Consider the following 15,500-nt stretch of genomic DNA (forward strand, 5'->3'; position numbering starts at 1 on the left):
GACAGAATGGCCGACAGGACGCCGGTGATCGGCGGCACGGTTCCCGGAGGTGGCGATGCGGTACGCGGTGCTGGGCACGGGACAGGTCGGTCGCACGCTCGGCGGACGGCTGGTGGAGCTGGGGCACGAGGTGCGGCTCGGCTCGCGCACGAGGGACAACGCGGCCGCCGTGCAGTGGTCCGCCGCCGCGGGTCCCGGGGCGAGCGTGGGGACGTTCGCGGAGGCGGCGGCGTTCGGTGAGGTCGTGGTGAACGCCGTCGGCGGGCGGGTTGCCCTCGCCGCCCTGGAGGCGGCCGGGGCGGAGAACGTCGACGGGAAGGTCCTCGTGGACGTGTCCAACCCGCTGGCGTACGAGGACGGTGAGCTGCGGCTGTCCCCGGTCGAGTCGGACAGCGTGGGCGAGCAGATCCAGCGGGCGTTTCCGCACGCGCGCGTGGTGAAGTCGCTCAACACGGTCAACTGCCGGGTGATGGTGGATCCGGCCAGTGTGCCGGGCGAGCACAACGTCTTCGTCTGCGGGGACGACCCGGGCGCCAAGGAACAGGTGACGGCGCTGCTCGGGGAGTTCGGCTGGCCGGCGGACCGCGTACTCGACCTCGGCGGCATCCGGGCGGCCCGCGCCGTGGAGATGTGGCTGCCCCTGTGGGTCGGCCTGCTCCAGAAGTTCGGGCACGGGGAGTTCAACCTGGAGGTGCGCCGGGCCCGATGAGCGGCCGGCGGGAGTGATGTGGCGGCACTTTGGGGCTACCCGCGGGTAGCAATTGCTGACAAGCTGTCTACGGCGTCCGTCAGCGAGTACAGCCGAGGAGCACCCCATGTCCGCCACCGTCTCCTTCAAAGTCGCCTCCGCGCAGGGCGAGCAGAGCGTGACCCTGTCCTACACGCGCCGGGGCAGCGGCGAACCGCTGCTCCTGCTGCACGGCATCGGCCACCACCGGCAGGTGTGGGACCCGGTGCTCCCCGCGCTGGCGGCCGAACGCGACGTGATCGCGGTGGACCTGCCCGGCTGCGGTGAGTCCCCGGCGCTCCCGGACGGCATGGCGCACGACCTGCCCACGATGAGTGCGGTCCTGAGGGCGCTCTTCGGGGCGCTGGAGATCGAACGCCCGCACGTGGCCGGCAACTCGCTGGGCGGCCTGCTGGCACTGGACCTGGCCCGGGCGCAACTCGTCCGCTCGGTCACCGCCCTGTCCCCCGCCGGGTTCTGGAACGCGGCGGAGCGCCGCTACGCCTTCACCGTGCTGATGACGATGCGGCAGATCGCCCAGCGGATGCCGCTGCCCGTGGTCGAGCGGCTGGCCCGCCCGGCCCTCGGCCGCACCCTGCTGACGAGCACCATCTACGCCCGCCCGGGCCGTCGTTCCCCCGAGGCCGTGGTCGCCGAGACGCTCGCGCTCGCCCGGGCCCAGGGGTTCTCCGAGACGCTGCGCTCCGGCCGGACCGTGCAGTTCACCGACGACATCGTGGGCACGCCGGTCACCGTCGCGTGGGGCAACCGGGACCGGCTGCTCATCCCCCGCCAGGGCGTGCGCGCCAAGACCGTCATCCCCCGGGCCCGGCTGGTGCGGCTGCCCGGCTGCGGCCACGTCCCGATGAACGACGACCCGGCGCTGGTGGCCCGGGTGGTCCTCGACGGCAGCCGCTGACCGGCCCGGGGGGCGGCGGAGCCTCTAAGGTCTCCCCTCATGAGGCCAACGCAGAGCGACCCGGGCGAAGGGGCCGCGTCCACCGCCTGGGAACTGCTGCTCCCCGCCGCCTCGGCACCGGCCCGCACGCGGGGCCGTTCCCTGCAGGCGGCACTGCGTGAGGCGGTCCGCTCGGGCCGGCTCGCGCCGGGCACCCGGCTGCCGTCGAGCCGGGACCTCGCGGCGGACCTGGGGGTGTCGCGCGGTCTGGTCACGGAGGCGTACGAGCAGCTGACGGCCGAGGGGTATCTGCGCAGCGGCCGGGGCGCCGGGACCTGGGTGGGCGCGGCCGTACGGGCCGCACAGCCGCGGGCGCACGACCTAGCTCCGCGCTCGCCCGGTGCCCGCGCGGACTTCGTGCCCGGGACGCCGGACCTGGCGCTGTTCCCGCGCGCGGCGTGGGCCGCCGCGCAGCGCGGCGTGCTGGCGGAGCTGCCGCACCAGGAGCTCGGCTACCCCGATCCGCGCGGCTTGCCGAGACTGCGGACCGCGTTGGCCGAACTGCTCGTCCGGCGGCGGGGCGTGGTGGCGGACCCGGAGCGGATCGTGGTCGTCTCGGGGGTGGCCCAGGCGACGACCCTGCTCGGTTTCGCGCTGCACGCGCGCGGGGTGCGCACCGTCGGAGTGGAGGACCCGGGCAGTCCCCAGCACGACGCGCTGTACGCCTCGGCCGGCGTCACCGCCGTGCCGCTGCCGCTGGACGACGAGGGGGTCGCCCTGGAGCCGCTGCGGGCCTCGGGCGTGCGGGCCGTGGTGACGACTCCGGCCCACCAGTTCCCCACCGGCATCGCCTACTCGGCCCGGCGTCGCGCCGAGTTGCTGGACTGGGCGCGGTCGGTGGACGGCATCGTCCTGGAGGACGACTACGACGGCGACTTCCGCTACGACCGTGCTCCCGTGGGCGCGCTCCAAGGCCTCGACCCGGACCGTGTGGCCTACACGGGTTCGGTCAGCAAGTCCCTCGCGCCGGGCCTGCGGTTGGGCTGGCTGCTGGTGCCGGAGTCCTGGGCGGAGGAGATCGTCGAACGCAAGCGCACGATGGATCTCGGCCATCCGGCCCTCGACCAGGCCCTGTTCGCCCGCTTCCTGGAGCGCGGCGACTACGACCGCCAGCTGCGCCGCTGCCAGCGCGCCTACCGCGACCGGCGCGACGCGCTGGTCGCCGCCCTGGACGCGCACTTCCCCGGATCGGAGGTGTCCGGGATCGCCGCGGGCCTGCACGTGATCGCCACACTGCCGCAGCGGTACGGACCAGAGGAGCGGTTCCTCGCGCGCGTGGCGGGGGCCGGAGTGGCGGTGCGCCCGCTCTCGGCCTACGCCCACACCCGGACCGAACCGGAGGGCGCCAAGGAGATTCGGCTCGTCCTGGGTTACGCCCATGTGCCGCCCGCCCGGATCGCCGAGGGCGTGCGCCTGATGGCGGAGGCCGCGACCGGGTGATCCGACCGGTTCGCAGGTTCCCTCACCCTGCGGTCAGTTGTTCACTTGGGGTTCGTGTGTGCGCTGCGGTGTGCCAGTAGGTGTGGCTCTGCACACTTGGCCGGATCCCGTCCCTGGAGGCGTATCCATGTCCCACCGTCCGTTGCCCGGGCGCCGTAGCGTCCTGCGTGGCTCCCTCGCCGCGTCGGCGGCCCTGTCCCTGCCCACCGCTCTCGGCGCCGCGCCCGCGTTCGCGCGCTCCGGGCGCCCGACGGCGGGGTGGGGTGTGCAGGCGGGAGACGTGACCTGCGACTCCGGGCTGGTGTGGGTGCGCTCCGACCGCCCGGCCCGGATGATCGTCGAGACGTCGGCGACCGAGTCGTTCCACAACCCGCACAGATGGCACGGCCCGCTGCTGGGTCCGGGCACCGACTTCACCGGCACGACCCGGCTGCGCGGTCTGCCGTCCGGCGAGCAGATCCACTACCGCGTGCTGCTCGCCGACCCTGACGACCCGCGCCGCACCGGCGAACCGGTCACCGGCACCTTCCGGACGGCGTCCGACAAGCGCCGCGACGGCGTGCGGTTCGTGTGGTCCGGCGACCTGGCCGGGCAGGGCTGGGGCATCAACCCGGAGTTCGGCGGCTACCGCATCTACGACGCCATGGGCGCCCTCGACCCGGACTTCTTCCTGTGCAGCGGCGACAACATCTACGCCGACGGCCCGATCACCGAGACCGTCACCCTCCCCGACGGCCGGACCTGGCGGAACATCACGACCGAGGAGAAGGCGAAGGTCGCCGAGACGCTGGCGGAGTTCCGCGGCAACTTCCGCTACAACCTGCTGGACGAGAACCTGCGTGCCTTCAACGCCCGGGTCCCGTCCATCGTCCAGTGGGACGACCACGAGGTCACCAACAACTGGTACCCGGGCGAGATCCTCACCGACAGCAGGTACACCGAGAAGCGCGTCGACGTGCTCGCCGCCCGTGCCCGCCGCGCCTTCTCCGAGTACTTCCCGATCTCCACGCTGCGCCGCCCGGACGGCCGGGTCCACCGCGTGCAGCGCCACGGCCCGCTGCTGGACGTGTTCGTCCTCGACATGCGCACCTACCGCAACGCGAACTCGCCGGACGACCAGCCCACCGACCCGCAGGGCATCCTCGGCCGCGAGCAGCTGGAGTGGCTCAAGCGCGAACTGTCCCGCTCCCGGGCGGTGTGGAAGGTGATCGCCGCCGACATGCCGCTCGGCCTGGTCGTCCCGGACGCCCCGAACATCGAGGCCGTCGCCCAGGGCGACCCCGGCAAGCCGCTCGGCCGTGAGCTGCAGATCGCCGAACTGCTGCGGCACATCAAGCACCGTCGGATCACGGGCACGGTGTGGCTGACGGCCGATGTGCACCACACCTCGGCGCAGCACTACCAGCCGTCGAAGGCCGCCTTCACCGACTTCGAACCGTTCTGGGAGTTCGTCTCGGGCCCGCTCAACGCCGGTGCCTTCCCCGCGAACGCGCTCGACGGCACGTTCGGCCCGGACCGCGTGTTCGTGAAGGCACCGACGACCGCCAACGTCTCCCCCGCCGGCGGCTACCAGTTCTTCGGCGAGGTGGACATCGACGGCCACAGCGGCGAGCTGACGGTACGTCTGCGGGAGCAGGACGGCACCGTACTGTTCACCAAGACGCTCCAGCCGGGCCTGGTCGGCCAGTAGGCACGGAGCGCAACGTTTGAAGCGTTGACAAAGGGGGCAAATTGCCCCCTTTACCCGCCGGTCACAATGCGTTCGCGATCACGCAACACCGTTCCGTCACAGTGGGTGCATGACGCGAAAAGTGACTCAAGTGACGCACACCGCAGACAACTGCCGCCCCGCCATCTCGTGGCAGCGGGTCGCGGCGGCGTTCCACGCCTGGCGGACACGCCGCCAAGAACACGCACCGCCGACGGGTGATACCGAGTCCCCGGCACCGGAGCCGGTGCCGGGGGCGAACACCCTGTGGCGGATGCGGACCACGGTTCAGGACGAACCGGGGTCACTGGCGGCGCTGTGCATCGCCCTGGCCGGGCAGCACGTCGACATCCTGAGCCTTCAGACGCACCCGCTGGCCGAGGGCACGGTCGACGAGTTCCTGCTGCGGGGCCCGGCCGGCCTGCCGGCGTCCGCGGTCACCACGGCCGTCGAGTCGGCCGGCGGCGCCGACACCTGGATCGAGCGGGCCGACGCCCACGACCTGGTGGACGCGCCGACCCGGGTCCTCGGCCTCGCCGCCCGCACCGCCCTGGACTCGGCGGAACTGCCGCTCGCCCTGCGGCAGTTGCTGGGACGCTGCACGATCCGGTCCCGGCCCGCTCCGGCCGGCGGCGGCCGGGCGCCGGGAGGCCTTGCGGTGGAGGGGGCCCTCGACGACACGGTGATGCGGCTGCGCGCCCCGGAAGGCGGAGTGATCACCGTGGAGCGGCCGTATCTGCCGTTCACACCCACCGAGTTCGCCCGGGCCAGGGCGCTCGTGGAACTGGACGCCCGGCTCGGCCCGCGCCTCCCGCGCGGGCGGGACGTGTTCACGCTCGCCGAGGGCAGCGACATCACCGTGCGGCGAGCCGACACGCGTGACCTGGAGGCTGCCAGGGACATGCACGAGCGGTGCTCGGCGCGCACGCTGAAGCTGCGCTATCACGGGCCCGTCGGTGACGCCGACCGGTACCTCAACCACCTGCTCAGTCCCCGCTACGGCCGCACCCTGGCCGTGCAGACGGCCTCCGGGCGGATCGTCGGGCTCGGTCACCTCCTGTGGGACGGGGACGAGACGGAGGTCGCCCTGCTCGTCGAGGACGCCTGGCAACGGCGGGGTGTGGGGGCGGAGCTGCTGGCGCGGCTCGTGGCCCTGGCCGTGGAGGCGGGGTGCTCCAGCGTGTACGCCGTGACGCAGGCGTCCAACACGGGCATGGTGGCCGCCATGCGCGGGCTGGGGCTGCCTCTCGACTACCAGGTCGAGGAGGGGACGCTGGTGATCACTGCGCGGCTGGGTGAAGCGGTCGTGACAGGTGCGGAGGGACTCGGGAGCGCCTCCGCACCGTAGGGGCGTTCGTCAGTGGGCGGGTGCGGGTTCGTTGTGGCTTGTCGCGCAGTTCCCCGCCCCCCTGAAGGAGCGCTGCAGCGCCTGGTCGAGATCCGACCAGAGGTCCTCGACGTCCTCCAGGCCCACCGACATGCGCAGCAGCCGGTCGCTCACGCCGGCTCCCCTGCGGTCGTCCGCGTCCACGATGCGGTGGCTGATGGAGGCCGGGTGCTGGATGAGGGTGTCCACGCTGCCGAGGCTCACCGCCGGGGTGATCAGGCGTACCGCGCCGATCACCTCGTGCGGGTCGCCGTACACCTCGAAGGCGACCATCGCGCCGCCGATGCGCGGGTAGTGCACGCGGGCGATCCGCGGGTCGGCGGCGAGGCGGTGGACCAGTTCGGCCGCCGTGGCGGAGGCCGCCCGGACCCGGACGGGGAGGGTGGACAGGCCGCGCAGCAGCAGGTAGCCGGCCAGCGGGTGCAGGACGCCGCCCGTGGCGAAGCGCACCTGGCGCAGCCGCCCCGCGAACTCCTCGTCGCAGGCGACCACACCCGCGAGGACGTCGCCGTGCCCCCCGAGGTACTTGGTGGCGCTGTGCAGGACCAGCCGCGCGCCGTGTTCGGCGGGGCGCTGGAGGACGGGTGTGGCGAAGGTGTTGTCCACGAGCAGCGGCACCGAGCCGCAGGCGTGCGCGACGGCCCGCAGGTCGACCTCGGCGAGCGTGGGGTTGGCCGGGGACTCGACCAGGACCAGTCCGGTGTCCGGGCGCAGGGCGTCGGCGACGCCGGCCGGGTCGGTCCAGGTCACCTCCGAGCCCAGCAGCCCGGCGGTCAGCAGGTGGTCGCTGCAGCCGTAGAGGGGGCGTACGGCGACGACGTGCCGCAGGCCCATCGAGCCGCGGACGAGCAGGACGGCACTCAGGGCGGCCATGCCGCTGGCGAAGGCGACCGCCGCCTCGGTGCCCTCCAGGCGGGCCAGGGCGGTCTCGAAGCGGGCGACGGTCGGGTTGCCGAGCCGCCCGTAGACGGGCGGGCCGTCCGGCTCGGCGCCGGTGGTGGCGAACGCGTCGATCCGGGCCGCCTCGCCGCGGCTGTCGTACGACGGGTAGGTGGTGGACAGGTCGATCGGCGGGGCGTGCAGCCCCTGCCGGGCGAGGTCGTCCCGCCCGGCGTGCACGGCCTCGGTGGCGAGGGCCCGCGGTGCGGTGCGTATGTCGTCGTGGGCGCGCGTGCTCGTTGTGTCCATGTCCATGGTGGGAAAGAGTGAACATCGAACGGACTGCCGGGTGAGAGTCCCGTGCTACGTTCGGCCGATGGCTGAATCTGTCGTACTGGATCCGGTGGATCTCCATCTGTTGCGGCTGTTGCAGAACGACGCCCGGGCGACGTACCGGGATCTCGCCGCGCAGGTCGGGGTGGCGCCGTCGACCTGTCTGGACCGGGTGACGCGGCTGCGCCGCTCGGGCGTGATCCTCGGGCACCGGCTGGAGCTGGATCCGGCCAAGCTGGGGCGGGGACTGGAGGCCCTGCTGTCGGTGCAGGTCAGGCCGCACCGGCGGGAGCTGGTGGGGCCGTTCGTGGAGCGGATCCGGGCCCTGCCGGAGTCACGGACGGTCTTCCATCTGACCGGGCCGGACGACTATCTGGTCCATGTCGCGGTCGCCGACATGGCCGATCTGCAGCGGCTCGTGCTGGACGAGTTCACCGCGCACCGGGAGGTGGCCCGGGTGGAGACCCGGCTGATCTTCCAGCAGTGGGAGTGCGGCCCGCTGCTGCCGCCTTCGCCCTCGGCTCAATCCGCGTGACGTGTGCGGTCCGTCGTACGAGGATGGCCGCATGTCTGAGATCAAGAGCCCGCTGCCCCGTGAAGTCGCCGACGCGTACGTCGACGAGCTCGTCGCCCTCGACCCGATCACCGGCACGTTCCTCGGCGACAAGGAGAGTTCGAGCAGGCTGCCCGACACCTCGCCCGCGGGCCAGGAGGCACTCGCGGAGCTGGCGCGCCGGACGCTGGCCCGGCTGGACGAGGCCGAGCGGCTGCCCGGCGCGGACAGCGACATCGAACGCCGGTGCGCGCGGCTGCTGCGCGAGCGGCTGGGCGCCGAACTCGCGGTGCACGAGGCCGACGAGAGCCTGCGGTCCGTCAGCAACCTGAGCTCCATCGCCCATGCGGTGCGGCAGGTGTTCACCGTGACGCCGGCGCAGACGGAGGAGGACTGGGCAGCGATCGCCGAGCGGCTGCGCGCGGTCCCGGCCGCACTGGAGGGCTACCGGGAGTCCCTGGCGCTCGGCCTGGAGCGCAAGCTGTACGCCGGGCCCCGCGCCACGGCCACCTTCGTGCAGCAGCTCGGCGAGTGGGCCGACTCGGACGGCGAGGGTCACGGCTGGTTCGAGCAGTATGCGGCCGCGGGCCCCGAGTCCCTGCGGTCCGAGCTGGACACCGCCGCCCGCTCGGCCACCGAGGCCGTCGTCCGGCTGCACGACTGGATGCGGGACGTGTACGCCCCGGCGATCGAGGGCGCGCCGGACGTGGTGGGACGCGAGCGGTACGCGCGCTGGGTGCGCTACTTCAACGGCACGGACCTCGACCTGGACGAGGCGTACGCCTACGGCTGGTCCGAGTACCACCGTCTGCTCGGCGAGATGAAGAGCGAGGCCGAGAAGATCCTGCCGGGCGCCGGCACGCCGTGGGAGGCGCTGGCCCACCTCGACGAGCAGGGCACGCACATCGAGGGGGTCGACGAGGTCCGCGACTGGCTCCAGAGCCTCATGGACGAGGCGATCGACGCGCTCGACGGCACCCACTTCGACCTGGCCGAGCGGGTACGCCGGGTGGAGTCGCGCATCGCCCCTCCGGGCAGCGCCGCGGCCCCCTACTACACGCCGCCGTCGGACGACTTCTCCCGCCCGGGCTGCACCTGGCTGCCCACCATGGGTGAGACGCGCTTCCCGGTCTACGACCTGGTGTCGACCTGGTACCACGAGGGCGTGCCGGGCCACCACCTCCAGCTGGCGCAGTGGAAGCACGTGGCGGAGAACCTCTCCCGCTACCAGGCGAGCGTCGGCATGGTGAGCGCCAACGCCGAGGGCTGGGCGCTCTACGCGGAGCGGCTGATGGACGAACTGGGCTTCCTGACCCACCCGGAGCGCCGGCTCGGTTACCTGGACGCGCAGATGATGCGGGCCGTGCGCGTCATCATCGACATCGGCATGCACCTGGAGCTGACGATCCCGGACGACTCGCCCTTCCACCCCGGCGAGCGCTGGACTGCCGAGCTGGCGCAGGAGTTCTTCGGCTCGCACAGCAGCCGGCCGGCGGACTTCGTGGAGAGCGAGCTGACCCGCTACCTGTCCATGCCGGGCCAGGCCATCGGCTACAAGCTCGGCGAGCGGGCCTGGCTGCTGGGCCGCGAGAACGCCCGCAAGCGGCACGGTGACGCCTTCGACCCGAAGGCCTGGCACATGGCCGCGCTGTCCCAGGGCTCGCTCGGTCTGGACGACCTGGTGGACGAACTGTCGCAGTTGTAGGCGCCCCTGCGGGGCGTCGCTAGCGCGGCGCCAGGAGGCGCAGCTCGATCAGGTCCAGCCAGGTCTCCGGGCCCGGCTGGACCCGCGCCGCGCGGACCGCGTATCTGCCGGGCTCCAGGGCCACCCGGACCTGGTCGGTGTCCGCGAGGCCCGTCCCGGGCCAGGCCGCGTCGAAGAGACGGACGGGCCCGGGCACCTTCCAGGTCGTCTCCGGCCCCCACTCCGCCGCGGCGGCCGCCGGGGGGACGCTCGCCAGCAGTTCGTCCTCGGAGTTGCCGGCGCACCACCGGACGAACATGCCGTGGCCGGGCAGATAGGCGGTCGAGGCGGGCTCGTCGCCCAGGACCAGGGCGGTGCAGTCGCCGACCGGGAGGAGGCCGACGTGGCCGTCCACCTCGCAGGCCCGGTCGTAGTCCGAGGCCGTCTCCTCGCCGTCGGCACCCGCCCAGAACGGCAGGACGGTCTCCGGCACCGCTATCAGCGGCCCGCCGCCCGACTCCACCCATTCCACTGCGCCCGGCCCCGCGTATCGCACCATGGCGCAAGAACCTACAGGGTCAACTCGCGGCAAAGAATCAGGGGTTCAGCAGCCGCAGCCGCCCGCGTCCACGGGCGCCGTCAGGGGGTCAGGGGCCCGGCGCTCGCGCCCCTGCCAGGCCTCGAACGCGAGGCCCTCGCGCACCCAGTACTCGTAGCCGCCGAGCATCTCCTTGACCCGGTAGCCGAGTTCGGCGAGTGCCAGGGCGGCGCGGGCGGCACCGTTGCAGCCGGGGCCCCAGCAGTACGTCACGACCGGCACCGACCGGTCGAGGAGCTGCCCGGCCTGCTCGGGGACGAGCGCGGTCGGCAGGTGGATCGCGCCGGGGATGTGGCCCCGGTCCCACGCCTCGGTGGAGCGTGAGTCGACCAGGACGAAGCCGGGGTCACCGTCGGCGTCGAGGGCGGCGGCGACGTCGGACACGTCGGTGTGGAAGGCGAGACCGGCGCGGAAGTGGGCGGCGGCCTCGGCCGGAGCGGCGGGAGCGACGCGCAGGACGGGGTTCACGGTGGTGGTCATGCGAAGAAACTACGGTCGCCGACCCCGTCGCTGAAGTGACGATCCCCGGCACTCCGCTTGATCCACCGGGGATTCCCCTGCTATCCCTCGGGCATGACCGAGTATTCCCCGGACGCCACCGACTGGCGCATCCTCGACGTCCTCCAGCGGGAGGGGCGGGCCAGTTTCGCCGAGCTGGCCCGTGCCGTGTCGATGTCCGCGAGCGCGGTGACCGACCGGGTGCGCCGCATGGAGGAGGCCGGGGTCATCCAGGGCTACGCGGCGGTGGTGGACCCGGACCGGCTGGGCCTGCCGATCCTGGCGTTCGTCCGGTTGCGGTATCCGAACGGCAACTACAAGCCCTTCCACGACCTGGTCGCCGTCACGCCCGAGATCCTGGAGGCGCACCACGTCACGGGCGACGACTGTTTCGTCATCAAGGTCACGGCCCGCTCGATGCGGCACCTGGAGGAGGTGTCGGGGAAGATCGGGGCGCTGGGCTCGGTGACCACGAGCGTGGTGTACTCCTCCCCGCTCCCCCGGCGTCCCCTGGGCCGCTGACCTCAGCCGGTGCCGCGCTGTCGCAGGACCGACCCGGTCCGGCCCTTGACCACTTCGAGCTGGGCGTGGATCCGCCGCCGCAGGTCGGCGACATGGCTGACGATGCCGACGCTGCGGTCGCGTTCACGCAGGGAGTCGAGGACGTCGAGGACCTCGTCGAGCGTCTGGTCGTCGAGGCTGCCGAAGCCTTCGTCGATGAACAGGGTGTCCAGCCGCACCCCGCCCGCCTCGTCCGTGACGACGTCGGCGAGGCCGAGGGCGAGCGCGAGCGAGGCGAAGAACGTCTCGCCGCCCGACAGCGTCGCCGTGTCCCGCTCACGGCCGGTCCAGGCGTCGACGACGTGCAGCCCGAGCCCGCTGCGGCCGCGTCCGGTGCGGTCGTCGGAGTGGACGAGGGTGTAGCGGCCGGACGACATGCGGCGCAGCCGGACGGTCGCGGCGGCGGCGACCTGCTCCAGCCGGGCCGCCAGCACGTACGACTCCAGGCGCATCCGGCGTTCGTTGTCCGCCGAGGTGCCGGCGGCGAGGCCGGCCATCCGGGCGACGCGGTCGTACTCCTCGCGCAGCGGCGCCAGCCGCCGCACGGAGGCGGTCGCCCGGGCGGACAGCCGGTCGAGTTCGGTACAGCGCCGGCCGGCCGCGTCGTGGGCGGAGGCGGCGTCGCGCAGCCGCCGGGCCGCCTCGTCGGCCGTCTGCTGCGCCGCGTCCAGGTCGGCCTGCGGCTCGCGGGCCGCCGCGGCCGTGTCGGCCTCGGCGAGCACGGCCCGTACGGCGGACTCCTCGTGCTGCCAGGCGTCCAGGCGGCGTTGCAGTTCGCGGTGGGCGGCGTTGTCGAGGAGGGCGGCGGCCGCGGCCTGCGGGGTCTCGAAGCCGGCGCGGAAGGCGGCGTCGGAGAGCCGGGCGTCGGCGTCCTTGAGTCTCTTGGCGGTGTCCTCGGCGACGCGGGCCGTGTCGGCGGCGTCGGTGAGCAGCGCGGTCCGCCGCTCCAGCTGTGCCGCCCGCGCGGCGACACTGTCCAGGGATCCCCGCGCCCGGTTCAACTCCTCCTCCAGAGCGGCCCGTTCACGGTCCAGCCGCTCCCGGTGCCCGACCCGGGAGGCGGCCCGTACGGCGGTCTCCTGCCGGGCGGCGAGGCGTTGTTCGTGCTCGTGCCCGGCCTGGCGCAGCCGCTCCTGCGCGGCGTGCAGTTCGGCGGCGGCACTGCGGGCCTGCGCGTACTGCTCCTCCAATTCGGCGACTTCGTGGGCGAGTTGACGGGTGGGGGTGTCACCGGCCTCCGCGGTGGCGGCGGCCAGTGCCTCTCGTACGACGCCGAGGCGCCGTTCGTCCTCGGCGCGCTGCTCGTCGGCGCGCTGGTAGGCGGTGAGGGCGTGCTCCTCCGCCTCGCGGCCGACGTGACCGGCGACCTTGCGGGCGGGGGCGGGGTGTTCGGTGGCGCCGCAGACGGTGCAAGGTTCGCCGTCGGTGAGATTCGCGGCCAGTTCGGCGGCGATGCCGTTCAGGCGCTGTTCCTTGAGGTCGAGCCAGTGCTGCTTGGCCCGGAGCGTCTCGTCCTGCGCGGTGCGGACCCGGTCGACCGCCCGGTCCGTGTCCTGGGCGAGCTGGTCGCGCATGCGGGCCGCCCGGAGCCGCTGCTGTGCGGGCTCGCGCCGTACGGCGAGCTGCTCGGCGAGGGCAGCGGCCTGCTGAGCGGAGTCGACCCGGGTCTGGAGTGCGGTGCGTGTCTCCTCCCAGCCGTCGAGCCAGGCCTCCGCCTCTTGCAGGAGGTCCGCGTCGGCCCGCTCCTGGCGGTCCAGGCCGGCGCGTTCGTCGAGGAGTTCGGCCAGTCGCCGCTCGGCGCGGCGGGCGGAGTCGAGGCCGCCCAGTTCCTCGGCGGCCCGGCGTGCGGCGGCGGCGAGGCCGGCCGCGCCCGCGTCGGCGAAGGTGTCCGGCAGCAGCGCACGCGCGCGTGCCTCGGCGGCGGCTGCCCGGCGGTGTTCGGCCTCGGAGGATTCCCGCAGCTCCAGGGCGGGCGCGACCGCTTCGGCCTTGCGGGCCCGCTCCATGAGCGCCTGTGCCTCGCGGTAGGCCTCGGCCCCCTGCTCCAGTCGCGCCGCCCGTTCCCGTGCCTCCGCGAACCGCCGCTGGAGCCGGGCCAGTTCGCGTGCGTTGTCGAGGGCGCGGGCGGCGGCGGCCTGCGCGGACTCGGCGGCGGTGAGCCTGCCCGCGGCGACGGTGAGCTGTTCGCGGGCGGTGCTGCGGGCGACAGCGGCCGCGCTGAGCACGGCGTCGGCGAGCCCCGGTTCGCCGGGGGCCAGTTCGGGCAGCTCCATGGCCTCGCCCGCGGCCTGCTGCATGCGGTGGGCGTCGGCCAGCAGCTCCGCGTCCCCGTCCCGCACCTGCGCCTCGGTGGCGCGGCGCCGCTCGGCGAGGCTCTTCTCGACATCGGCGAAGCGGCGGGTGTCGAACAGGCGGCCCAGCAGCTTGCCTCGGGCCTCGGCGTCGGCGCGCAGGAACCGGGCGAAGTCGCCCTGTGGCAGCAGTACGACCTGGCAGAACTGCTCCCGGCTCATGCCGAGCAGCTGGGTGATCTCCTCGCCGATCTCCTGGTGGGAGCGGCTGAGGTCCTTCCAGGCACCGGCCGTCGCGTCGTACTCGCGCAGCCAGGTCTGGGCCTTGTCCAGGGTGGTGCCGGTGCCGCGCTTCTTGGGGCGCTCCCAGGGCGGCTGGCGGGTGACCTCCAGGCGGCGTCCGGCGACGGTGAGGTCGAGGGTGACCTCGGTGCGGGTCGCGGGCTCGGCGTGGTCGCTGCGCAGGGCCGTGCCCTGTCCGCCGCCCTGCCGGGCGCCCGGCACCGAGCCGTAGAGGGCGTAGCAGACGGCGTCGAGGACGGAGGTCTTGCCCGCGCCGGTGGGTCCGTGCAGCAGGAACAGCCCGGCCGTCGACAGGTCGTCGAAGTCGACGCTCTGGGTGCCTCCGAAGGGTCCGAAGGCGGTGAGCGTGAGCCGGTGGAGCCTCACCGGGCCACCTCCCGTACGGTCTCGTCGGCCCGCACCACGTCGAACGCGTCCCGCAGCACGCCCTGTTCGTGCGCGTCGGGCCCGGCGCCGCGCACATGGGCGACGAAGTCCTCGGCGATCTGCTGGTCGCTGCGGCCGGCCAGGCGCCGGGCGTACGACACCTCGGACTCGTCCTCGTCGCGGTCGGGGTCGAAGACGAGGCTGAGCGTGTGCGGGAAGCGCTCGGTGAGCCGGGCCATCGGGTCGGCCGGGCGGACGGGGTCGGTCAGGGTCGCCTCGACCCACGCCTCCTCGTGCCGTGCCAGGTCCGGGTCGGCGAGCAGGTCCTCCAACGTGCCCCGGATCCGGGCCAGGGCGCGGGGCACCGGGCAGTCGACGCGCTCGGCGTCGACGGAGCCGTCAGCGGCCAGGTCGACCAGCCACATGCTCTTGCGGTGGGCTGCCTCCGAGAAGGAGTAGGGCAGCGGGGAGCCGGAGTAGCGGACGCGGTCGGTGAGGGTCTGGCAGCCGTGCAGATGCCCGAGCGCCACGTAGTCGACGCCGTCGAACACCCCGGCCGGTACCGCGGCGACGCCGCCGACGGTGATGTCCCGCTCGCTGTCGCTGGGTTCGCCGCCGGTGACGAAGGCGTGCGCGAGGACGACGGAGCGGGTGCCGGGCGGGCGGGTGGCGAGGTCGGCGCGGACCCGGTCCATGGCGGCGGCGAGCACGGCCTCGTGCCCGGCCTTCTCCACTGCGAACTCTTCCTTGACCAGGGCCGGTTCGAGGTAGGGCAGCCCGTAGAAGGCGACCTCGCCGGCGGCATCGGCCAGCACCACCGGGGTGCCGGCCGCCGCCGGTTCGGTCCGCAGATGGATGCCGGCCCGCCCGATCAGCCCGGCGCCGACGCCGAGCCGGCGGGCCGAGTCGTGGTTCCCGGAGATCATCACTGTCGGCACGCCGAGGTCGGCGAGGCGGTGCAGGGCGTCGTCGAACAGCTCGACCGCGGCGAGCGGCGGCACCGCACGGTCGTAGACGTCTCCCGACACGACCACCGCGTCCACGGCCCGCTCGCGCACGGTCGTGACGAGGTGGCCGATGAACTCGGCCTGGGCGCCGAGCATGTTCACCCGGTGGAAGGCCCGGCCGAGGTGCCAGTCGGAGGTGTGCAGCAGCCTCAAGACGCCGCTCCGGCCTGCATGTCTCCCCCTACTGTCGTTCTCCGGCCCGGCGCG

Annotated in this window: 13 protein-coding genes; 8 read left to right on the plus strand and 5 right to left on the minus strand. The window is 73.7% G+C overall.

Annotation, left to right across the window (positions count from 1 at the left end; translation table 11 throughout):
* The first annotated feature begins 55 nt into the window (after window positions 1-55).
* The 5 genes from AB0G20_RS31720 to AB0G20_RS31740 all read left to right on the plus strand — a co-directional run bounded on the left by AB0G20_RS31720 (window position 56) and on the right by AB0G20_RS31740 (window position 6,181).
* A complete protein-coding gene (locus AB0G20_RS31720; RefSeq protein ID WP_361308524.1) occupies window positions 56-709 on the plus strand; it encodes an NAD(P)-binding domain-containing protein in 654 nt (217 codons plus the stop codon).
* Window positions 710-815: 106 nt separating this feature from the next.
* Window positions 816-1,646 carry an alpha/beta fold hydrolase gene (locus AB0G20_RS31725; protein WP_361308326.1) on the plus strand — a complete coding sequence of 277 codons (831 nt, stop codon included), beginning with the start codon at window positions 816-818 and terminating at the stop codon, window positions 1,644-1,646.
* A gap of 39 nt (window positions 1,647-1,685) precedes the next feature.
* Window positions 1,686-3,125, plus strand: a complete 1,440-nt coding sequence (locus AB0G20_RS31730) for a PLP-dependent aminotransferase family protein (protein ID WP_361308328.1) — start codon at window positions 1,686-1,688, stop codon at window positions 3,123-3,125.
* Between the two features lie 127 nt (window positions 3,126-3,252).
* Complete coding sequence (locus tag AB0G20_RS31735; protein ID WP_361308330.1) at window positions 3,253-4,815, plus strand: alkaline phosphatase D family protein; 1,563 nt, start codon at window positions 3,253-3,255, stop codon at window positions 4,813-4,815.
* Between the two features lie 109 nt (window positions 4,816-4,924).
* On the plus strand, window positions 4,925-6,181 hold the full coding sequence (locus tag AB0G20_RS31740; RefSeq protein WP_361308332.1) for a GNAT family N-acetyltransferase: 1,257 nt from the start codon (window positions 4,925-4,927) through the stop codon (window positions 6,179-6,181).
* A 9-nt stretch (window positions 6,182-6,190) separates the two neighbouring features.
* Here AB0G20_RS31740 and AB0G20_RS31745 read toward each other — a convergent pair whose 3' ends face one another.
* On the minus strand, window positions 6,191-7,408 hold the full coding sequence (locus tag AB0G20_RS31745; protein WP_361308334.1) for a PLP-dependent transferase: 1,218 nt from the start codon (window positions 7,406-7,408) through the stop codon (window positions 6,191-6,193).
* A 67-nt stretch (window positions 7,409-7,475) separates the two neighbouring features.
* Here AB0G20_RS31745 and AB0G20_RS31750 point away from each other — a divergent pair, with 67 nt between their 5' ends.
* Together AB0G20_RS31750 and AB0G20_RS31755 are read left to right on the plus strand one after the other, a co-directional pair.
* Window positions 7,476-7,967, plus strand: a complete 492-nt coding sequence (locus AB0G20_RS31750) for an Lrp/AsnC family transcriptional regulator (RefSeq protein ID WP_358279760.1) — start codon at window positions 7,476-7,478, stop codon at window positions 7,965-7,967.
* A gap of 31 nt (window positions 7,968-7,998) precedes the next feature.
* Window positions 7,999-9,690 (plus strand): DUF885 domain-containing protein, encoded by a 1,692-nt coding sequence (locus AB0G20_RS31755; RefSeq protein WP_361308336.1) that lies wholly within the window; start codon window positions 7,999-8,001, stop codon window positions 9,688-9,690.
* 19 nt (window positions 9,691-9,709) lie between these two features.
* On the opposite strand, the gene AB0G20_RS31760 is transcribed toward AB0G20_RS31755, so the two are convergent.
* A complete protein-coding gene (locus AB0G20_RS31760; RefSeq protein ID WP_361308338.1) occupies window positions 9,710-10,228 on the minus strand; it encodes an immunity 21 family protein in 519 nt (172 codons plus the stop codon).
* Window positions 10,229-10,273: 45 nt separating this feature from the next.
* Complete coding sequence (locus AB0G20_RS31765) at window positions 10,274-10,747, minus strand: rhodanese-like domain-containing protein (RefSeq protein WP_361308340.1); 474 nt, start codon at window positions 10,745-10,747, stop codon at window positions 10,274-10,276.
* 93 nt (window positions 10,748-10,840) lie between these two features.
* Here AB0G20_RS31765 and AB0G20_RS31770 point away from each other — a divergent pair, with 93 nt between their 5' ends.
* Window positions 10,841-11,287 (plus strand): Lrp/AsnC family transcriptional regulator, encoded by a 447-nt coding sequence (locus AB0G20_RS31770; RefSeq protein WP_361308342.1) that lies wholly within the window; start codon window positions 10,841-10,843, stop codon window positions 11,285-11,287.
* Window positions 11,288-11,289: 2 nt separating this feature from the next.
* Here AB0G20_RS31770 and AB0G20_RS31775 read toward each other — a convergent pair whose 3' ends face one another.
* Window positions 11,290-14,286 (minus strand): SMC family ATPase, encoded by a 2,997-nt coding sequence (locus tag AB0G20_RS31775; protein WP_361308344.1) that lies wholly within the window; start codon window positions 14,284-14,286, stop codon window positions 11,290-11,292.
* Window positions 14,283-15,446 (minus strand): exonuclease SbcCD subunit D, encoded by a 1,164-nt coding sequence (locus AB0G20_RS31780; protein WP_361308346.1) that lies wholly within the window; start codon window positions 15,444-15,446, stop codon window positions 14,283-14,285. Before AB0G20_RS31780 ends, AB0G20_RS31775 begins: the two co-directional genes overlap by 4 nt.
* Window positions 15,447-15,500: the final 54 nt, after the last annotated feature.

Origin of the sequence: Streptomyces sp. NPDC024017 (assembly GCF_040638895.1) — a bacterium.
Classification (GTDB): Bacteria; Actinomycetota; Actinomycetes; order Streptomycetales; family Streptomycetaceae; genus Streptomyces.